The 16,773-nt window shown below is 69.5% G+C and carries 19 protein-coding genes; 6 read left to right on the plus strand and 13 right to left on the minus strand.

The genetic code is table 11. The features are described from left to right. Positions 1-5: 5 nt before the first annotated feature. From npt to rimP, 10 genes are all read right to left on the minus strand, one after another. Positions 6-674: a 4'-phosphopantetheinyl transferase Npt gene (gene npt / locus ACFXMV_RS08190; protein WP_378499299.1), complete on the minus strand. Its 669-nt coding sequence runs from the start codon at positions 672-674 to the stop codon at positions 6-8. Beyond that, complete coding sequence (locus ACFXMV_RS08195) at positions 671-1,597, minus strand: metallophosphoesterase family protein (RefSeq protein WP_378499300.1); 927 nt, start codon at positions 1,595-1,597, stop codon at positions 671-673. The genes npt and ACFXMV_RS08195 overlap by 4 nt, the downstream gene beginning before the upstream one ends. Positions 1,598-1,602: 5 nt before the next feature. Next, a complete protein-coding gene (locus ACFXMV_RS08200; RefSeq protein ID WP_378499301.1) occupies positions 1,603-2,925 on the minus strand; it encodes an MATE family efflux transporter in 1,323 nt (440 codons plus the stop codon). Between the two features lie 2 nt (positions 2,926-2,927). Continuing rightward, positions 2,928-3,911 (minus strand): bifunctional oligoribonuclease/PAP phosphatase NrnA, encoded by a 984-nt coding sequence (locus tag ACFXMV_RS08205; protein ID WP_378499302.1) that lies wholly within the window; start codon positions 3,909-3,911, stop codon positions 2,928-2,930. 10 nt (positions 3,912-3,921) lie between these two features. Then, entirely contained in the window at positions 3,922-4,395 is a 474-nt protein-coding gene (gene rbfA, locus ACFXMV_RS08210) for a 30S ribosome-binding factor RbfA (protein WP_378499303.1), read from the minus strand. A gap of 92 nt (positions 4,396-4,487) precedes the next feature. Then, entirely contained in the window at positions 4,488-4,778 is a 291-nt protein-coding gene (locus ACFXMV_RS08215; RefSeq protein ID WP_378499304.1) for a DUF503 domain-containing protein, read from the minus strand. A 68-nt stretch (positions 4,779-4,846) separates the two neighbouring features. Further along, positions 4,847-7,696, minus strand: coding sequence for a translation initiation factor IF-2 (gene infB / locus ACFXMV_RS08220; RefSeq protein WP_378502857.1), 2,850 nt, complete (start codon positions 7,694-7,696; stop codon positions 4,847-4,849). A gap of 94 nt (positions 7,697-7,790) precedes the next feature. Further along, positions 7,791-8,261, minus strand: a complete 471-nt coding sequence (locus ACFXMV_RS08225; protein ID WP_378501949.1) for a YlxR family protein — start codon at positions 8,259-8,261, stop codon at positions 7,791-7,793. Further along, on the minus strand, positions 8,186-9,217 hold the full coding sequence (gene nusA, locus ACFXMV_RS08230; protein ID WP_378501950.1) for a transcription termination factor NusA: 1,032 nt from the start codon (positions 9,215-9,217) through the stop codon (positions 8,186-8,188). The genes ACFXMV_RS08225 and nusA overlap by 76 nt, the downstream gene beginning before the upstream one ends. Positions 9,218-9,221: 4 nt before the next feature. Beyond that, complete coding sequence (rimP, locus tag ACFXMV_RS08235; protein ID WP_378501951.1) at positions 9,222-9,797, minus strand: ribosome maturation factor RimP; 576 nt, start codon at positions 9,795-9,797, stop codon at positions 9,222-9,224. Between the two features lie 118 nt (positions 9,798-9,915). Here rimP and ACFXMV_RS08240 point away from each other — a divergent pair, with 118 nt between their 5' ends. Both ACFXMV_RS08240 and ACFXMV_RS08245 read left to right on the plus strand, forming a co-directional pair. Next, positions 9,916-10,431 carry a hypothetical protein gene (locus ACFXMV_RS08240; RefSeq protein WP_378501952.1) on the plus strand — a complete coding sequence of 172 codons (516 nt, stop codon included), beginning with the start codon at positions 9,916-9,918 and terminating at the stop codon, positions 10,429-10,431. Then, entirely contained in the window at positions 10,428-10,886 is a 459-nt protein-coding gene (locus tag ACFXMV_RS08245) for a ferritin-like domain-containing protein (protein ID WP_378502858.1), read from the plus strand. Before ACFXMV_RS08240 ends, ACFXMV_RS08245 begins: the two co-directional genes overlap by 4 nt. A 184-nt stretch (positions 10,887-11,070) precedes the next feature. Here the strand turns inward: ACFXMV_RS08245 and ACFXMV_RS08250 are convergent, their stop codons facing one another. Then, complete coding sequence (locus ACFXMV_RS08250; RefSeq protein ID WP_378499676.1) at positions 11,071-12,495, minus strand: DHA2 family efflux MFS transporter permease subunit; 1,425 nt, start codon at positions 12,493-12,495, stop codon at positions 11,071-11,073. Positions 12,496-12,562: 67 nt separating this feature from the next. On the opposite strand from ACFXMV_RS08250, the gene ACFXMV_RS08255 reads away from it, so the two are divergent. The 4 genes from ACFXMV_RS08255 to ACFXMV_RS08270 all read left to right on the plus strand — a co-directional run bounded on the left by ACFXMV_RS08255 (position 12,563) and on the right by ACFXMV_RS08270 (position 16,210). Next, positions 12,563-13,231 carry a TetR/AcrR family transcriptional regulator gene (locus tag ACFXMV_RS08255; RefSeq protein WP_378499675.1) on the plus strand — a complete coding sequence of 223 codons (669 nt, stop codon included), beginning with the start codon at positions 12,563-12,565 and terminating at the stop codon, positions 13,229-13,231. 182 nt (positions 13,232-13,413) lie between these two features. Beyond that, on the plus strand, positions 13,414-13,914 hold the full coding sequence (locus ACFXMV_RS08260) for a nuclear transport factor 2 family protein (protein WP_378499674.1): 501 nt from the start codon (positions 13,414-13,416) through the stop codon (positions 13,912-13,914). Next, positions 13,911-14,741 (plus strand): SDR family NAD(P)-dependent oxidoreductase, encoded by an 831-nt coding sequence (locus ACFXMV_RS08265; protein WP_378499673.1) that lies wholly within the window; start codon positions 13,911-13,913, stop codon positions 14,739-14,741. Before ACFXMV_RS08260 ends, ACFXMV_RS08265 begins: the two co-directional genes overlap by 4 nt. Positions 14,742-14,896: 155 nt before the next feature. Further along, positions 14,897-16,210: a condensation domain-containing protein gene (locus tag ACFXMV_RS08270; RefSeq protein WP_378499672.1), complete on the plus strand. Its 1,314-nt coding sequence runs from the start codon at positions 14,897-14,899 to the stop codon at positions 16,208-16,210. On the opposite strand, the gene ACFXMV_RS08275 is transcribed toward ACFXMV_RS08270, so the two are convergent. Then, positions 16,190-16,558 carry a tail fiber domain-containing protein gene (locus tag ACFXMV_RS08275; protein WP_378499671.1) on the minus strand — a complete coding sequence of 123 codons (369 nt, stop codon included), beginning with the start codon at positions 16,556-16,558 and terminating at the stop codon, positions 16,190-16,192. The two genes, ACFXMV_RS08270 and ACFXMV_RS08275, sit on opposite strands and share 21 nt — an antisense overlap. Before the next feature lie 10 nt (positions 16,559-16,568). Continuing rightward, on the minus strand, positions 16,569-16,763 hold the full coding sequence (locus ACFXMV_RS08280; protein WP_378499670.1) for a hypothetical protein: 195 nt from the start codon (positions 16,761-16,763) through the stop codon (positions 16,569-16,571). Between the last annotated feature and the right edge of the window lie 10 nt (positions 16,764-16,773).

Below are 16,773 nucleotides of genomic sequence, written 5' to 3' on the forward strand. Positions count from 1 at the left end.
CGAGACTACTGGACGGTGATCGCGGTGATCGCCAGGCCATCGGCGACCATCCAGCGACCGTCGAACGACGCCAACGGCGGGCCCGACACCGTCTCCCCCGGTACCAGCAGCTTCGAGTGGAATGTGCCCGACGCGGCACCGGCCGCGGCGTCGGCCAATGTGAAGGTGATGTGCGCGTCCTCGAAGCCGAGCCAGCGCCCGGTCAGCGGGAACCAGGCCTTGTAGGTGGCCTCCTTGGCGCAGAAGAGCAGCCGGTCCCAGTGCACGGCGCCCTCGTCGGACGCCGCGATCGCGGTGCGCTCCTCCGGCAGGCTCACCGCATCGAGGACGCCGTCCGGCAGCGGGCCGTGCGGTTCCGCGTCGATGCCGACCGACCGCACCTGCATCGAGTAGCCCAGCACCGCGCCGCGGTAGCCGTCGCAATGCGTCAGGCTGCCGACGACCCCGCGCGGGAACAGCGGAACGCCCCGCTCCCCCTTCAGGATCGGGGCCGGCTCCATGCCGAGCTTGCCCATCGCGACCCGCGCGCAGTGTCGCGCGCTGGTGAACTCGCGTCGGCGCTTGTCCACCGCCCTGGCGACCAGCGCCTCCTCCTGCGGGTGCGGGACCAGTCCCGGCGGATCCTCGAACAGCTCGGCGTAGGCGACTCCACTCGGCAGAATCTTCTCGATCATGCGCGCCCCGCCCTCATCGCATCGAACTCGGCTTCCTGCTCCGGGGTGACCTTGAAGTGACCGCCCCACTTGTTCAGCGTGCCGGGCGCGTACTCGGGTACCGGCAGGATCTGCCGCAACAACCGCTCGGGCATCCCGCGACGCTGCCACTCGCGCGGATAGCCGAGCGACACCTCCTCGAAGCGGACGCCGTCGTAGTAGGTGGTGCGTGGGATGTGCAGGTGGCCGTAGACGCTGCAGATGGCGTTGTACCGGGTGTGCCAGTCGGCGGTCAGCACGGTTCCGCACCACAGCGAGAACTCCGGATAGAACAGCACCGAGGTGGGCTCGCGGACCAGTGGGAAGTGATTGATCAGGACCGTCGGGATGGTGGGGTCCAACGCATCGAGCCGGGCCCTGGTCGACTCAACCCGGGCGTGACACCAGGCCTCCCTGGTGCTGTACGGCTCGCACGAGAGCAGGAACTCGTCGGTGGCGACCACGTTCTTGTCCCGCGCGATCTTCAGCGCGTGCGACTTGGAGATCGAGCCCGGCGGCCGGAACGTGTAGTCGTAGAGCAGGAACATCGGCACCAGCGTGGCCGGGCCGCCCTCGCCCTCCCACACCGGGTAGGGGTCCTCGGGGGTGATCACGTCGAGCTCACGGCACATGGCGACCAGATAGTCGTACCGGGCCGCGCCATGGATCTGGACGGGATCCTTCGCCGTGGTCCACAGCTCGTGGTTACCGGGCACCCAGATCACCTTCTCGAACCGGCTGCGCAGCAGTTTCAGCGCCCAGGCGATGTCATCGGTCTTCTCCGAGACGTCGCCGGCCAGGATCAGCCAGTCCTCCGGCGATTCCGGGTACAGCTCCTCGGTGATCGGGCGATTCCCGCGATGCCCCACATGGGTGTCGCTGACCGCCCACAGCTTCCGTGTCACGTGCCCTACCTTCCCGCCTGAATGTCGGCGCCGGTCACAGCCCATCGCCCGGAAGCAACCCGCCACACGACGGCCAGCATCCGCAGCACCATGAACACCGTAAGCCCCGTCCAGATTCCCGCCAGACCCCAGTCCTGCACCAGCGACAGCCAGATGAGTGGCAGGAACCCGACGATCGCACAGCCGAGCGTCGCGTTCCTGAGGAACGGCGCGTCACCCGCACCGAGCAGCACCCCGTCCAATGCGAAGACCACCCCGGCGACCGGCATGATCGCGACGAAGAACCACCAGATCACGTCGATCTGGTCGATCACGGCGGCATCGTCGGTGAACAACGCCGGGAGCACGGTGTGCCCGAGGGCGAACGCCGCGGCCAGCGCCACCGCGAACACCGTGGACCACTCGGTGAGCCGGCGCGCGAGCCCCCTCGCCTGCGCCGCCCGTCCCGCGCCGAGCGCCGCCCCGACCAGCGTCTGGGCGGCGATCGCGAGCGAGTCCAGGGTCAGCGCGACCAGGTTCCACAGCTGCAGCACCACCTGATGCGCGGCGACGGCGGCCGCGCCGAAGCGCGCCGCGACCGCCGCGGCGGAGAGGAAGCAGGCCTGGAACGCGAGGCTCCGCAGAATCAGGTCCCGGCCGAGCACCACCTGGGCCCGCATCACCGCAAGGTCAGGCCGCAGCGGCACCCCGGACCGGATGAGCGCCGCGGCGAAGAACCCCGCGGTGACCGCCTGCCCGACGACATTGGCGACCGCGGAGCCGACCAATTCCCAGCGCGGTGCACCGAGCAGGCCGTGCACCAGGATCGGGCACGCGGCCGCGGACAGCCCGAGCCCCACCAGGACGAAGCGCAACGGTCGCAGCGTGTTCTGGACCCCACGCATCCAGCCGTTGCCCGCCATCGCCACCAGGATCAGCGGCGCACCGAACACCGCGATGCGCAGCCACGAGAGTGCCTCCGCGGCGATGTCGCCGCCGCCGGCGATCAGTGACGTGACGGGCTCGGCGAGAAGTTGGACCACCGCGACGATCGCGAGCCCGATGCCCGCTGCGAGGTAGGTGGCCTGCACGCCCTCACGGACCGCACCGGGCTCGTCGCCGGACCCATGCATCCGGGCCGCGCGGGCGGTCGTGCCGTAGGACAGGAAGGTGAGCTGGGTGCTGACCTGAGCCAGGATCAGCCCGCCGACGGCGAGCCCGGCGAGGGGCAGGGCCCCGAGCCGCCCGACCACCGCGATGTCGAAGAGCAGGTACAGCGGTTCCGCGGCCAGCACGCCAAGCGCGGGCAGCGCGAGACCAAGAATCCGGCGGGCGGACGGTTCATACACAGTCAGTCGGACAGTGCACCGAGTAGCCCGGCCACCACGTACTCGCTGTCTCCCTCGGCGGTGTACCCGGAGGCGAAGCGGTGCCCGCCGCCGCCGAGCCGACCCGCGACGGCAGACACGTCGACGGCGGCCTTCGACCGCAGCGACACCGACCACTGACCGGGTGCGGTCTCCTTGAGCACCGCCGCGACCTCCGCCTCGGAGGTGGTGCGCACGATGTCGATGACGCTCTCGATCTCCTCCGAGCGCATGCCGACGGTGTCCTCGAACCGGAGCAGGGCGTACACGAGACCGAGTCCGTCCGCGGATTCGGGGACCAGCTGCGCCGACCCGAGCACCGAGGACAGCATCGGCAGCCAGCCGAACGGGTGGGTGTCGAGCAACCGACGGGCGATCGCCGTCGAGTCGATACCGGTGTCGATGAGCCGCTCGGCGAGCAGGTGGGTACCCGGCTGGACCCACCGGAAGGACCCGGTGTCGGTGACCAGGCCCGCGTACAGGCAGTGCGCGATGTCCTCGTCGATCTCGACGCCCCACCCGTCGAGCAGGCGGGCGATGATCGCGGTGGTCGACTCGGCGGAATCGTCGACCAGGTTGTGCTCGGCGTACCGGGTGTTGGAGCGGTGGTGGTCGATGACCAGGCTGGTGCGGGCACCGTCGAATCGATCGGCCAGGTGCCCGAGCCGACCACGGCTACCGCAGTCCACGGTCACCAGCAGGTCCACCTCCGCGTTGACCTGTGCGGCCGGCACCAACAGATGCACTCCTGGCAGACCGCCCATCGAGTCGGGCAGCTTCTCCGGCCGGGCGAAGGCAACCTGAACGGGAATGCCCTTGCGCTCGAGGACGATTGCCAGCGCGAGCCCGCTCCCGACGGTGTCCGCGTCCGGCTGGATGTGGCACAGCACGGTCACCGAGGCGGCGGCGGACAGCAGTCCGATCGCACCGGCCAGGTCCACGTCAGAGTTCTGCTCGGTCACGGTCATTCCCCGGACCCTAGTCGTCCTCGCCGATCCGGTCGTCGTCCTCGTCATCCACGGACCGCGGCTCCTTGTACGGATCCGCCTCGCCAGCATGCGTGGCGTTCTCCCTGGCACGGGCGACCTCGTCGTCGGCCGCGCGGGCCTTGGCGAGGAGCTCCTCCATGTGCCGGGCCGCATCGGGCACGGTGTCGGCGACGAACGTCAACGTCGGGGTGAACCGGACGCCTGTGCCCGCGCCCACCTTCGACCGCAGCGATCCGGTGGCCTTCGCCAGGCCGGCCGCGGCGCCTTCGTAGTCGGGTTCGGTCTCGAGGTCGACGCCCCGCACCGTGTAGTAGACCGTCGCGTCGTGCAGGTCCGCGGTCACCTTGGCGTCTGTGATCGTGACGTAGTCCAGGCGCGGGTCCTTGATCTCGCCCCCGATCGCCGACGCGACGATCGTCGCGATGCGCTTGGCCAGCTTGCGCGCCCTCGCCGGATCTGCCATGACAGTGGTCCCTTCTTCACAACGGCGATGCCGTCAGTAAAAGCCATTCAGTTTCACACGGACCTCCGGTCCGATTTCACGTGGATCCCGGGTCAGTCCTCGGGTCCGAAGATCCTTCGCCGTACCGCGAGCAACTGCAACTCGGGTCGGCCCGCGACGTGACGTTCACATGTGTCGAGCACCTCGTTGAGGTGGCCGACGTCCGCGCTCGCGACCGCAACACCGAGCATCGATCGCCGGTATCGGTCGTGTTCACCTGTCTCCGCGACGGACACCCCGTATCGGGCCAGGGCCGCGATCACCGGTTTGACCACCGACCGCTTCTCCTTGAGCGACCGCACGTCGCCGAGCAGGATGTCCAGCTCAAGAGCGCCGAGATACAACGAGGCCTCCCGTGCTCAAGGGTGTCCCGGGGGCCGAATCGGCCCGCGGGACACCACGTGTCGCGCTACTAGTCGCGCGGCTTCTCGCGGAGCTCGTACGCAGCGATCACGTCACCGACCTTGATGTCGTTGTACGTCACGGTCAGGCCGCACTCGTAACCGTCGCGGACCTCGGTGACGTCCTCCTTCTCCCGCTTGAGCGAGGAGATGGTGACCGTCTCCGCCACCACGACGCTGTCGCGGATGAGGCGGGCCTTGGCGTTGCGCTTGACGACGCCCGAGGTGACCAGGCAGCCGGCGATGTTACCGACCTTGGAGGACCGGAACATGGCACGGATCTCGGCCGTACCCAGCTCGACCTCTTCGTAGATCGGCTTGAGCATGCCCTTGAGGGCCTTCTCGATCTCGTCGATGGCCTGGTAGATCACCGAGTAGTACCGGATGTCGACGCCCTCGCGGTTCGCCAGCTCGGTGGCCTTGCCCTCGGCGCGGACGTTGAAGCCGATGATGATCGCGTTCGAGGCCGAGGCCAGGTTCACGTTCGTCTCGGTCACGCCGCCGACACCACGGTCGATGACGCGCAACTGCACCTCGTCGTCGATCTGGATGCCCAGCAGGGCCTCCTCGAGTGCCTCCACGGTGCCCGAGTTGTCGCCCTTGAGGATCAGGTTGAGCTGCGAGGTCTCCTTCAGCGCTGCATCGAGATCGTCGAGGCTGATCCGCTTGCGGCTGCGCGCGGCCAGAGCGTTGCGCTTGCGCGCATTACGACGATCCGCGATCTGCCGGGCGATCCGGTCCTCGTCGACCACGAGCAGGTTGTCGCCTGCACCGGGCACGGAGGTGAAACCGACCACCTGGACGGGACGCGACGGGAGCGCCTCCAGGACGTCCTCGCCGTGCTCGTCGACCATGCGGCGAACGCGTCCGTAGGCGTCGCCCGCCACGATCGAGTCGCCGACCCGCAGGGTTCCGCGCTGGATGAGCACGGTCGCGACGGGGCCACGGCCACGGTCGAGGTGCGCCTCGATGGCGACACCCTGTGCGTCCATGTCCGGGTTGGCGCGCAGATCCAGGGAGGCATCCGCGGTCAGCAGCACCGCTTCCAGGAGGGCATCGATGTTGGTGCCCTGCTTGGCCGAGATGTTGACGAACATGGTGTCTCCGCCGTACTCCTCGGTGACGAGGCCGTACTCGGTGAGCTGCTGGCGGATCTTGTCGGGGTTTGCCCCCTCCTTGTCGATCTTGTTCACCGCGACCACGATCGGCACGTCGGCCGCCTGGGCGTGGTTGATCGCCTCCACCGTCTGCGGCATGACGCCGTCGTCGGCCGCGACCACGAGGATCGCGATGTCGGTGGCCTTCGCGCCACGGGCACGCATGGCCGTGAAGGCCTCGTGACCGGGGGTGTCGATGAAGGTGACCAGACGCTCGTTGCCGTCCAGCTCGGTCAGCACCTGGTAGGCGCCGATGTGCTGGGTGATGCCGCCTGCCTCGCCCTCGCGGACGTTGGCCTTACGGATCGTGTCGAGCAGTCGGGTCTTACCGTGGTCGACGTGGCCCATGACGGTGACCACCGGCGGACGGGACTCGAGGTCCTCCTCGCCGCCTGCATCCTCGCCGTAGGTGAGGTCGAACGAGTCGAGCAGCTCGCGGTCCTCGTCCTCCGGGCTGACGACCTGCACGACGTAGTTCATCTCGCCGCCGAGCAGCTCAAGGGTCTCGTCGTTCACCGACTGGGTGGCCGTGACCATCTCGCCGAGGTTGAACAGCGCCTGCACGAGTGCTGCCGGGTTCGCGTCGATCTTGTCCGCGAAGTCGGAGAGCGATGCGCCGCGGGCCAGACGGATGGTCTCGCCGTTGCCGCGGGGCAGACGGACGCCGCCGACGGCGGGCGCCTGCATGCTTTCGTACTCGGCGCGCTTCGCCCGCTTCGACTTACGACCACGACGGACCGCGCCACCGGGACGACCGAACGCACCGGCCGCGGCACCGCGCTGGCCGGGACGGCCACCGCCGCCACCGGGACGACCGCGGAAGCCACCGGCGGGAGCGCCACCGGCGGGAGCGCCCGCGCCTGCACCTGCACCGGGAGCTCCGCCACCGCGGTAGCCGCCGCCACCGGGCGGACGACCGCCCGGACCACCGGGACGACCACCCGGACCACCGGGCCGACCGGCACCGGGAGCGGGACGAGCCGAACGAGACGGCATGGCACCCGGGTTCGGGCGCGGAGGCATCGAGCCGGGGCTCGGACGCGGTCCGCCCTGGCCGGGAGCCGGACGGGGACCGCCCTGACCTGCGGCCGGGCGCGGGGCGCCGGGCGCGGGGCGGGGACCGCCCTGGCCGGGTGCGGGACGCGGTCCGCCGGGGCGGGGTGCGCCGGGCGCCGGACGGGGCGCGGGGCGCTCCGCCGGTGCCGAGGAGTACGGGTTGTTACCGACGCGCGGCGCCTTCGGTCCGGGCTTCGGACCTGCGGGAGCCGCAGGTGCCGCGCTCGCCGCCGGAGCGACGGGTGCGGCCGGAGCCGCGGGCGCCGGTGCTGCGGGAGCCGCCGGGACCGGTGCCGCGGGTGCGGCCGGACGCGGCGCCGGCTGGGCGGCGACGGGGGCGGGCGCGGCCGGGGCCACGGGGGCGACCGGCTGGGCCGGGGCCGCCGGAGCGGGCGGCGCCGGCTTCGGGCCGGGGCGCGGCGCACCGGGCTTCGCCGCGCTTGGCGACGGGGCCTGGGGCTTCGCTGCTTCGGCATCCGCCGACTTTGCGCCGGGGAATGACTCCCTGATGCGCCGTGCAACCGGGGCCTCAACGGTCGAGGACGCCGACTTCACGAATTCGCCCTGCTCCTTGAGCCGCGCGAGTAGTTCCTTGCTTGTGACACCGAGTTCTTTTGCCAACTCGTGCACGCGGGCCTTGCCTGCCACTGCTCTCCTCACTGAGAGGTCGAGCGCGGCTGGGTGCCCGCACGACCTCGGGTTATCTCCGATGGACGATCATCGCTGGTGCTTCACGGTGTGCTCATGTTTGTGTTTGCCTGACTTCTCGAGAGGTACTGCTCTGTTGTGGGAGCGATTCGATCATGTGATCGAGGGCCGCCGTGTCCAGACCTCCGGACACTCGCAGTGCTCTGCCGAATGCTCGGCGCTTCTCGGCCTGACTCAGACACTGCGGGTCGGGGTGCAACCAGGCACCTCGCCCCGGGAGTCTGCGTCGCGGGTCGGGCACCAGCGTCCAGCCCTGCGGCTGCACCTCTTGCGCGACGATCCTCAGCAGATCAGCGGCCAGCGATTGTTTACGGCACCCGATGCACGTACGGACCGGTTCACCGGATTGCGCACGCGCCTGTGCCGACAACTCATGCTGAGCCATTGACCACTCTACCGCTGTTCGGGCCAGTTTCGCGCATAGCGCCCCTAGACACGCGTGGGAGCGGGTCCGGCGGGCCGATCCGCGGCGGGTTCGGCGTCGCTGCGGATGTCGATTCGCCATCCCGTCAACCGCGCTGCCAGGCGGGCATTTTGCCCTTCCTTGCCGATGGCAAGGGACAACTGGAAATCGGGGACGACCACCCGGGCGGCACGTGCATCCGCGTCCACGACTGTGACCGACACCACTTTCGACGGGGAGAGTGCGTTTCCGACGAACCGGGCCGGATCGGGGTCGTAGTCGATGATGTCGATCTTCTCGCCCGCGAGTTCGCTCATCACATTGCGCACCCGCTGGCCCATCGGACCGATGCACGCGCCCTTGGCATTGAGGCCCTGAACCCGTGACTGGACGGCGATCTTCGAGCGGTGACCGGACTCACGGGCGACGGCGATGATCTCGACCGAACCGTCCGCGATCTCCGGGACCTCGAGCGCGAACAACTTGCGGACCAGGTTCGGGTGGGTCCTGGACAGGGTGATCTGCGGGCCGCGCTGGCCGCGGGTGACCCCGACGACGTAGCACTTGATCCGCTCGCCGTGCTCGTAGCTCTCCCCCGGCACCTGCTCGGCCGCCGGGATGATGCCCTCCGCGCCGCTGGCCTCGCTGCCGATGTGCACGACGACCATGCCGCGGGCATTGGCCCGGGTGTCGCGCTGGATGATGCCGCCGACGATTTCGCCTTCGTGCGTGGAGAATTCGCCGAAGCTGCGCTCGTGCTCTGCGTCACGCAGGCGCTGCAGGATCACCTGGCGGGCGGTGGTCGCGGCGATCCGGCCGAAACCCTCCGGGGTGTCGTCGACCTCTTCACCGATCATGTTTCCGTCGGCGTCGGCCTCGTGGGTCATGACCCGGACGACACCGGTCTTGGTGTCCACGTCGATCCGCGCATGCGCGCGGTGGCCCTCCGTGTGGCGATACGCGGTCAGCAACGCCGTCTGGATCGCCGCGATGATGGTGCCGGCGGAAATGCCCTTCTCCACCTCGATCGCGCGCAGCGCAGCAATGTCGATATTCACTTGTCTACCCCTCTACCTCTTCATCTTCATCAACCTGAAAATCTGTTTCGTCGAGCTGCGCCGAAGCCACACGACCCTCGGCGACGCCACCCGCCAGTTCGAGCTCGCGCTCGTTCGGCGGCGAGAACTCCACCTGCACGACCGCCGAACCGATGTCGGCGAGCGCGATCTCGCGCACCGACGGACCGCCCTTGCCGGGCAGCACGATCGCGATCACACCGTCGCCGAGCGCGCCGATGCGACCGGTCAGGCTCTCGTCCGCGAGGTCGATGCGGACCTTGCGGCCGCGTGCCCGGCGCCAGTGCCGGTCCTGGGTCAACGGTCGGTCGATCCCGGGCGAGGTGACCTCGAGCGTGTACGGCGCCTCCCCGAATTCGGGTGTGGCATCGAAGGTCTCGGAGATCGCCCGGCTGAGCTCTGCGACATCATCGAGGTCGAGTCCGGTGTCACTGTCGACCATCACGCGGACGACGCTGTGCTTGCCCGCGAGGGTGACGACCACATCCTCCAGGTCGTATCCCTGGCGATGAACCAGATCGGAGAGAAGCTCGATCACCCTCTCCTTCGGCGGAACCGGCATCAGTGGAGCTCCTCGTTGAAGTTGTGGTCAGCGCGATGACCAAGGATATCGCGCATTCGACGGCTTCGTGACCAGCCTGGGTGCCCGCGATCGACGGGGCACCTGACAAGATGGTCCGGTGCCTGTAGCCGTCACCCCGTCACCGATCTCCCGGCGTTCGGCCTTTCGGATCGCGGGTGCCGCGACGGTCGGCCTGACCGCGCTCTCGCTGTCCGTCGGCTGCGCGACCGGCTCCACCGACCGCGACTCCGACGAACCGGATCCGCTGATCTCGGCGGCGGAATCGGCGCGTCGGGACGCGGCCACCGCGACCGCCGCTGCCGCGCTCGCACCCGAGCGGGCAGGGGCGCTGAGCGTGATCGCAGGCGAGCGCGGGGCCCATGCGGACGCACTCTCGGCCGAGGTCGCGCGAGCCGCCGGAGTCGATCCGTCATCGATGCCCTCGCCCAGCCCGACCGGTGCCCCCACCGAACCGGCCCCGCCTCCGCCGACCATCGACCAGCTGCGCACCCAACTCGCCGACTCACAGCGCGAGGCCGCGGGCCTGGCCCGTCGCCTGTCCGGCTACCGTGCCGGGCTGCTGGGCTCGGTCAGCGCTGCCGTCGCGACGCAGCAGGCGGTGTTGCTGCTGTGACTTCCCCCAGCCCCAACCAGTCACTCGGGCCGGAGCAGCAGGCCCTGGTCGACGCGTTGACCGCCGAACACGCCGCCGTCTACGCCTACGGCCTCATCGCCGCCTTCTCGAACCCCGCCCGGATCGGAGACATCTCAGCCGACGCCGCCGCGCACCGGGCCAGGCGCGACGCCACGATCGACGCGCTCACCGCAGCCGGGGTGCGCGCGCCCGCGGCCGATTCGGGCTACACCGTGCCGTTCCCGGTCGTCGATCCGATCACCGCGATCCGGTTGGCGGTACAGGTCGAGGCCGACACCGCGGTCGCCTGGCGATCGGTGATCGAGCGGGCCGAATCCGAGCACACCCGCGGAGCTGCGGTCGACGCGCTGACGGAAACCGCTCTGCGCGCAGCGAATTGGCGGGCGATCCTGGGAATGGCACCACCAACGGTGCCATTCCCAGGTCAGCCCTAGGAGATAGACGAGGCGGTGTCGAGCAGGCGCAGTTCGTCGGCGACCACCATGTCGACCTCGTCCTCGGTCAGGTCGCTCAACATGTGCGTCAACAGCATCGCTCTCACCTCCTCGTGACCCTTCGTGCTTCTACTCATATGTCGTTCCCGAGGCCGAGAATGCGACACATTTCCGGCGACGAGTTTCAGAGGTTTCGGCGGGGCATGAACAGGGCCGCGATGATGGCCACCCCGACAGCGGCCGCGCCGACGAACAGGGCCGGCTGCAGCCCCTCCGCGTAGCCGGTCGGGGTGAGGCTGCCGCCGTTGCCGAGGAACACCGCGGTGAGGATCGCGATGCCGAGGGCGACGCCGATCTCCCTGATGGTGGAGTTCGCGGAACTGGCCGTCGCGTGGTCCACCTCCGCCATGTCCACGAGCACCGCGGTCGCGCTCGGGGCGAAGGTCAGGCCCATGCCGACCCCTGCCATCACGAAGGCCGGGATCATCTCGCCGTAGGCGGCGCCGGGCTCGAGCAGGAGTGCCATCCAGACCAGGGACGCCGCCTGCAGGGTCAGACCGGCGATCAGCAGCGGCCGCAGGCCCACCCTCGGCGCCAGGATGCCCGCGATGGGCGCGACCACCATGGGCGCGGCCGTCCACGGCAGGGTGCGCAGTCCCGCCTCGAAGGGGCTGTACCCCATCACGATCTGCAGGTACTGGGCCAGCAGGAACACCGCCCCGAACATGCCGAGGGTGAACGCGAGCCCGATGATGTTGGCCATCGAGAAGCTGCGCGAACGGAACAGCCGCAGCGGCATCACGGGGTTCGAGGTGCGCGACTCGCGGAACACGAACGCGCCGAGCGCGACCGCGGAGGCGACCAGCGCGCCCAACACGCTCGCGGAGGTCCAGCCGTCGTCGTTGCCGTGCACGATTCCCCAGACGCCCAGGAACACGCCGGCACCCGCCAGCACCACCCCGAGCACGTCCAGTCGCTCGCGCCGACCGTGGGATTCGCTGAGCGCATACAGGGCCAGCGGCACCGCGACCAGTGCGACCGGGACGTTGAGCCAGAAGATCGCCTGCCAGGAGACGCCGTCGACGACGGCCCCGCCGACCACCGGTCCGAGCGCAACACCGAGTCCGGACACGCCGCCCCACACGCCGATGGCGAGTGCCCGCTTGGATGCGGGCACCGCGCCCGCCAGCAGGGTCAGCGACAGCGGCATGATCGCCGCCGCGCCAGCCCCCTGCACTGCCCGCGACGCGATCAGCAGCTCCGGCGTCGTGGACAGCGCGGAGGCGATCGAGGCCAGCGTGAACAGCCCGATGCCGTACAGGAACATGCGCCGCCTGCCCCACCGGTCGCCGAGGGTGGCGGCCGAGAGCATCAACGTCGCGAAGCACAGGGTGTACGCGTTCATGAACCACTGCAGCTGCCCAACCGAGGCGCCGAGATCCGCCTGGATCACGGGCAGCGCGCTTGTCATCACCAGGTTGTCCAGGGTGGCCATGAACATCGGCAGCGAGGCCGCGAGCATCGCCAGCCAGATCGGTACCCGGCGCCCTGCTGGCGCCCTCCCCTGGCCTTCGGTCGGGATGTCGAGTTGATCGGTTGTCGCGGTCATCAGTACTCCCCCTTGTAAGCATCGAATGATTACTAAAAGCTAAGGTATCGAGTGATAACCTGTCAACATGTCTGTTCAAGGCGACCCGGCGGTTCCCCGCCCCGCGACCCGGATGAGCGCACCGGAGCGTCGCGAGCTCGTACTGGCCGCGGCCTCACGGGCATTCGCGCGCGGCGGCTACGCGGGCACCAGTACGGACGCGGTGGCCAGGGAAGCCGGGGTGTCCCAGCCGTACGTGGTGCGGATGTTCGGCACCAAGGCCGAACTCTTCCGCGAGGTGTTCACCAGGGCGCTGCAGAGCATCGTGGCGACGTTCGACCAGGAACTCGACCGGATCGCGGCCCTGCCGGGGGGCATCGACCCCGAGAGCGAGGACTTCTGGTCCACCCTCGGAGCGTCCTATGGCGAACTCGTCTCCGACGGCGACCTGCTGCTGGTGATGATGCATGGCTTCTCCGCAGGCGGAACCCCCGAGATCGGCTCGCAGGCACGGGCCGCGATGTCGGAGATCTACACCCAGATCCGCACCCGAACGGGGTGCACGCCGGAGAAGGCGCGGGAGTTCATCGCGAAGGGAATGCTGCTCAACATCCTGCTCGCCATGCAGGCACCCGAGCATTTCGACGAGGACCCGGCGCTCGCCGAACTCTCGGAATGCGCCTTCGGCCAGACCCTGGAGGCCGCGATCTCGGGGTCGGCGGCCATCCTGAAGGCCGCCGCTGCCGCGCGGGGTTAGGCCACTCGCACATCACACACCCGCTGACGGGATCACACACGTTCTGGACCCCCAATGCGTGTGTGATCCCGGCAAAAGGTGTGTGCCGCAGCCCGCAGGGTGGGAGGCGTTGCTGCGGGCGTGACCCCGGCCACCTATCGTCCAGGTCACAACCGATCAGTGACAAGAGAACGGGACGCACCTTGGACCTCGCGCAACGGATCGACGCCCTCGAACAGATCGAGGCGATCAAGAAACTCAAGCACCGGTACTGGCGGGCCTGCGACGCCAAGGACCCGCAGACCTTCCGCGCCTGCTTCATCCGCTCGGGCGCGGACATCGACTACGGCCGGATCGGCGCGTTCGACGACGCAGCCCCGCTGGCCGCGATCTTCGAGAAGATCGCGCTGCACAAGGTCGACGGGAAGCACGTCATCCTCGACATGCACCACGGGCTGCATCCGGACATCACCCTCACAGGGGAGAACACCGCCACCGGCCGCTGGACGCTCCGTTTTCGGCAGGTGAACCTGCTCGACAACACCGAATCCGTCACGACCGGCGAATACGACGACGAGTACTTGATCGAGGATGGTGAGTGGAAGATGTCGAAGTGCCACTTCACGGAGACCTGGTCGCTGACGCGCCCGCTGTCCGCTGACGCCGTCGTCCGCGAGGGGCAGTTCGCGGGGTCGGCGCAGTGAGCGACAAGAAGGTTGCCCTGGTCACCGGGGCGAGCCGCAGCGTCGGCAAGGGAATCGCGCTCGCGCTCGGTTCGGACGGCTGGACCGTGTACGTCACCGCCCGCGGCGAGGTCGGCACCGGTGGCCCGCTCGACGCGGCCGCCGCGGAGGTCACCGGGCGCGGCGGCACCGGGATCGCGGTGCAGTGCGACCACACCGACGACGCCCAGATCGAGGCGCTGTTCGCCCGCATCGCCGACGAGCAGGACGGCAGGCTCGACCTGCTGGTGAACAACGTCTGGGCGCACCCCAAGGGATTCGCGGGCTTCTCCGAGCCGTTCTGGAAGCGCCCGATCAGCGACTGGGACTCGCTGATCGGCGTCGGGCTCCGGGCGCACTACGTGGCCAGCGTCGAGGCCGCCAAGCTGATGGTCCCGCGCGGGTCCGGCGTGATCGGCAACATCTCGTCGTTCGGCACCCGCGGCTACCTGCACTCGGTCCTGTACGGGATGTCCAAGGCCGCACTGGACAAGATGGCGGCGGACATGGCGGTCGAACTCAAGGGCACCGGCGTCACGGCGCTGTCCTTCTGGCCCGGTCTGGTGCGCAACGAGCGCATGCTGGCGAGCGGGATGGAGAGCTTCGCCGGCTTCCCGCTCTCCGAGGCGGAATCGCCGGAGTTCATCGGCCGGGTGATCGTCGCGCTTGCAGGCGACCCGGACGTCGGCGAGCGCAGCGGACGCACCCAGATCACCGCGGAGACCGCGCTCGAGTACGGGATCACCGACGTGGACGGCGCCCAGCCGACCTCGCATCGCGCGGCGTTCGGCGGCGGCCCGCTGTACTGACGCGGACGGGACGGGCCTCACCCAGGGTGGCAGATCCATCACCCTCGGGGCTCGTCCCACCACCGCTTGGGTGCCTGTCCGCGACCTCCCCCTCCGACCAGACTTTGAGACCAGAGCAGTTCCCGGTCACCAAGCCCGAGTCGAGGGAGAGTTTCGTGAATCAGCCAGTGCAGCCCACCAGGTTCTCCGGTTGCGGCGCCCGGCCGCGGGTACTCGCCCTTTCCGCCGCAGCGCACTCGGTCTGGTTCTCCCAGCGGGTCTCCGGTGACGCACCCATCGCCGTTGCGCAGTACGTCGATATCCGGGGCACGTTCGACGTCGATCTGCTCATGGACTCGATCCGTTGGGCGGGACGGGAATTCGGGGCTGGACGGCTGCACGTGCACGAGGTCGACGGGTACCCGTACCTGACCCTCGCCGCGGCCGACGACGACTTCGTCGAGCAGGTCGACTTCCGCGGCGAGGCGAATCCGGCCGCAGCCGCGCAGGAATGGATGCGCGACGAGCACTCGCGCCCGGTCGACATGTCGGCCGACCAGCTCGTCACCGCTGCCGTGCTGCGGATCAGCGACGACCACACCTACTGGTATGCGCGCGCCCACCAGGTGGCCCTCGACGCCAACGGACTGCGCATGCTGATCGAACGCTCCGCCGAGCTGTACACCCACGCGTTCGTCGGCGCCGCCGCCTGCCCGTCCGAGGCACTCGACCTCGAGGCCGTCGTGGCGTCCGACGCCGCCTACCGCGAGTCTGCCCGCTTCGAGCGGGACCGCGACTCGTGGGCCGGGCACCTCGCAGGCGTCGCGGAGGCGGTCACGTTCGCGGGCAGGGCCGCGCCGGCGCAGTCCGAGCCCGTCGTTGTGCGCGGCGAACTGGCCCCCGCAGGCGAGGACGCCGTCATCTCGGCGCCGACGATCGTCGCCGCGTTCGGCGCTTTTCTGGCCCAGTACACCGGCCGCGACGAGGTCACGGTCACCCTCCCGACCCCGGCGCGGGGAACCGCCGGGCTGCGCCGTTCGGGCGGATCCCTCGCCAACGCGGTACCGCTTCGGCTGTCGTCGGGCGCGGACATGACGGTCGGCGACGCGAGCAGTGCCGCCGGCCGGGAGCTCGCGGGCGCGCTGAGCCGCCAGCGCTACCGCCGGGAAGATATTGCGCGCGAGGCCGGCGTGGTCGGCGAGCGGGCTGCGTCCTTCGGCCCCACCATCGAGCTGATGCTCGCCGACAGCGCGATCCCGCTCGGGCCGCTGGACGGCAACCTCCATGTGCTGTGCTCGGGCCGAGTCGAGGACCTGACCGTTCGGGTCCATCCCGGGGCGATCGACGGCGCCACCCGCATCGACTTCCTGGCCAACCCGAACCTGTACTCCGAGACGGAGACCAGGCAGCTGCACGAGCGGTTCCTGGTGTTCGTCGAGGGCTTCGTCGCCGCGGACGCGGACAGTCCCCTACCGGGGGTGCGCTCGTAGCTCGGCGACCTCCGCCTCGAGCGCGAGCACACGGCGATACAGCGCCTGTATCCCCGCCATGCACACGCCGTTCGCGTCGACCATCGCGATCCGTCGGTCGGAGGATCCGAGGCCGAACGCGGCCGCGAAGTCCTGGGCCATCGGCCCCATGTGCCGCACCGATCGATGATCGAAGCCGTAGGTCCACACACTGACCGGCAGCTCGTTCATTCGTTCGAGTACTTCCGTGGCACCGGCGGGAATCGGACGATCGGCGGCGACGCCCCGCCGGTGGGTGATCGTCGACTGCAGCCACGCCACCGGGTGCCGGGTACATGCGGTCAGCCGCGCCCGGCCGCGCCCGTTCATCGCAGGCGACTCAGCCTGCGAGTCTTTCGATGTCGTACTTGATGCTTCTGTCACTGATCAACAGTCCGAATCCGAGACTGAGCGCACCGAGCCCAAGCCCGAGCACGGCGCCACCGAGTCCGAACGCGAGGCCGAGCGCGGCTCCGCCGAGACCGAGTCCGAGTCCGAGCACAGCACCGCCGAGGCCCACTATGAGTCCAAGCATGATGGATCTC

The organism is Rhodococcus sp. NPDC059179, assembly GCF_042754885.1.
Lineage (GTDB): Bacteria > Actinomycetota > Actinomycetes > Mycobacteriales > Mycobacteriaceae > Rhodococcus_G.

Excerpts from the sequence above, each read along its gene's own strand:
- ACFXMV_RS08205 (WP_378499302.1), bottom strand. The coding sequence starts at position 3,911 with ATGACCGTGACCGAGCAGAACTCTGACGTGGACCTGGCCGGTGCGATC.
- ACFXMV_RS08250 (WP_378499676.1), bottom strand. The coding sequence starts at position 12,495 with ATGACCGCGACAACCGATCAACTCGACATCCCGACCGAAGGCCAGGGG.
- npt (WP_378499299.1), bottom strand. The coding sequence starts at position 674 with ATGATCGAGAAGATTCTGCCGAGTGGAGTCGCCTACGCCGAGCTGTTC.
- ACFXMV_RS08255 (WP_378499675.1), top strand. The coding sequence starts at position 12,563 with ATGTCTGTTCAAGGCGACCCGGCGGTTCCCCGCCCCGCGACCCGGATG.
- ACFXMV_RS08280 (WP_378499670.1), bottom strand. The coding sequence starts at position 16,763 with ATGCTTGGACTCATAGTGGGCCTCGGCGGTGCTGTGCTCGGACTCGGA.
- rbfA (WP_378499303.1), bottom strand. The coding sequence starts at position 4,395 with ATGGCAGATCCGGCGAGGGCGCGCAAGCTGGCCAAGCGCATCGCGACG.
- ACFXMV_RS08275 (WP_378499671.1), bottom strand. The coding sequence starts at position 16,558 with ATGAACGGGCGCGGCCGGGCGCGGCTGACCGCATGTACCCGGCACCCG.
- ACFXMV_RS08225 (WP_378501949.1), bottom strand. The coding sequence starts at position 8,261 with ATGGCGAATCGACATCCGCAGCGACGCCGAACCCGCCGCGGATCGGCC.
- rimP (WP_378501951.1), bottom strand. The coding sequence starts at position 9,797 with ATGCCGGTTCCGCCGAAGGAGAGGGTGATCGAGCTTCTCTCCGATCTG.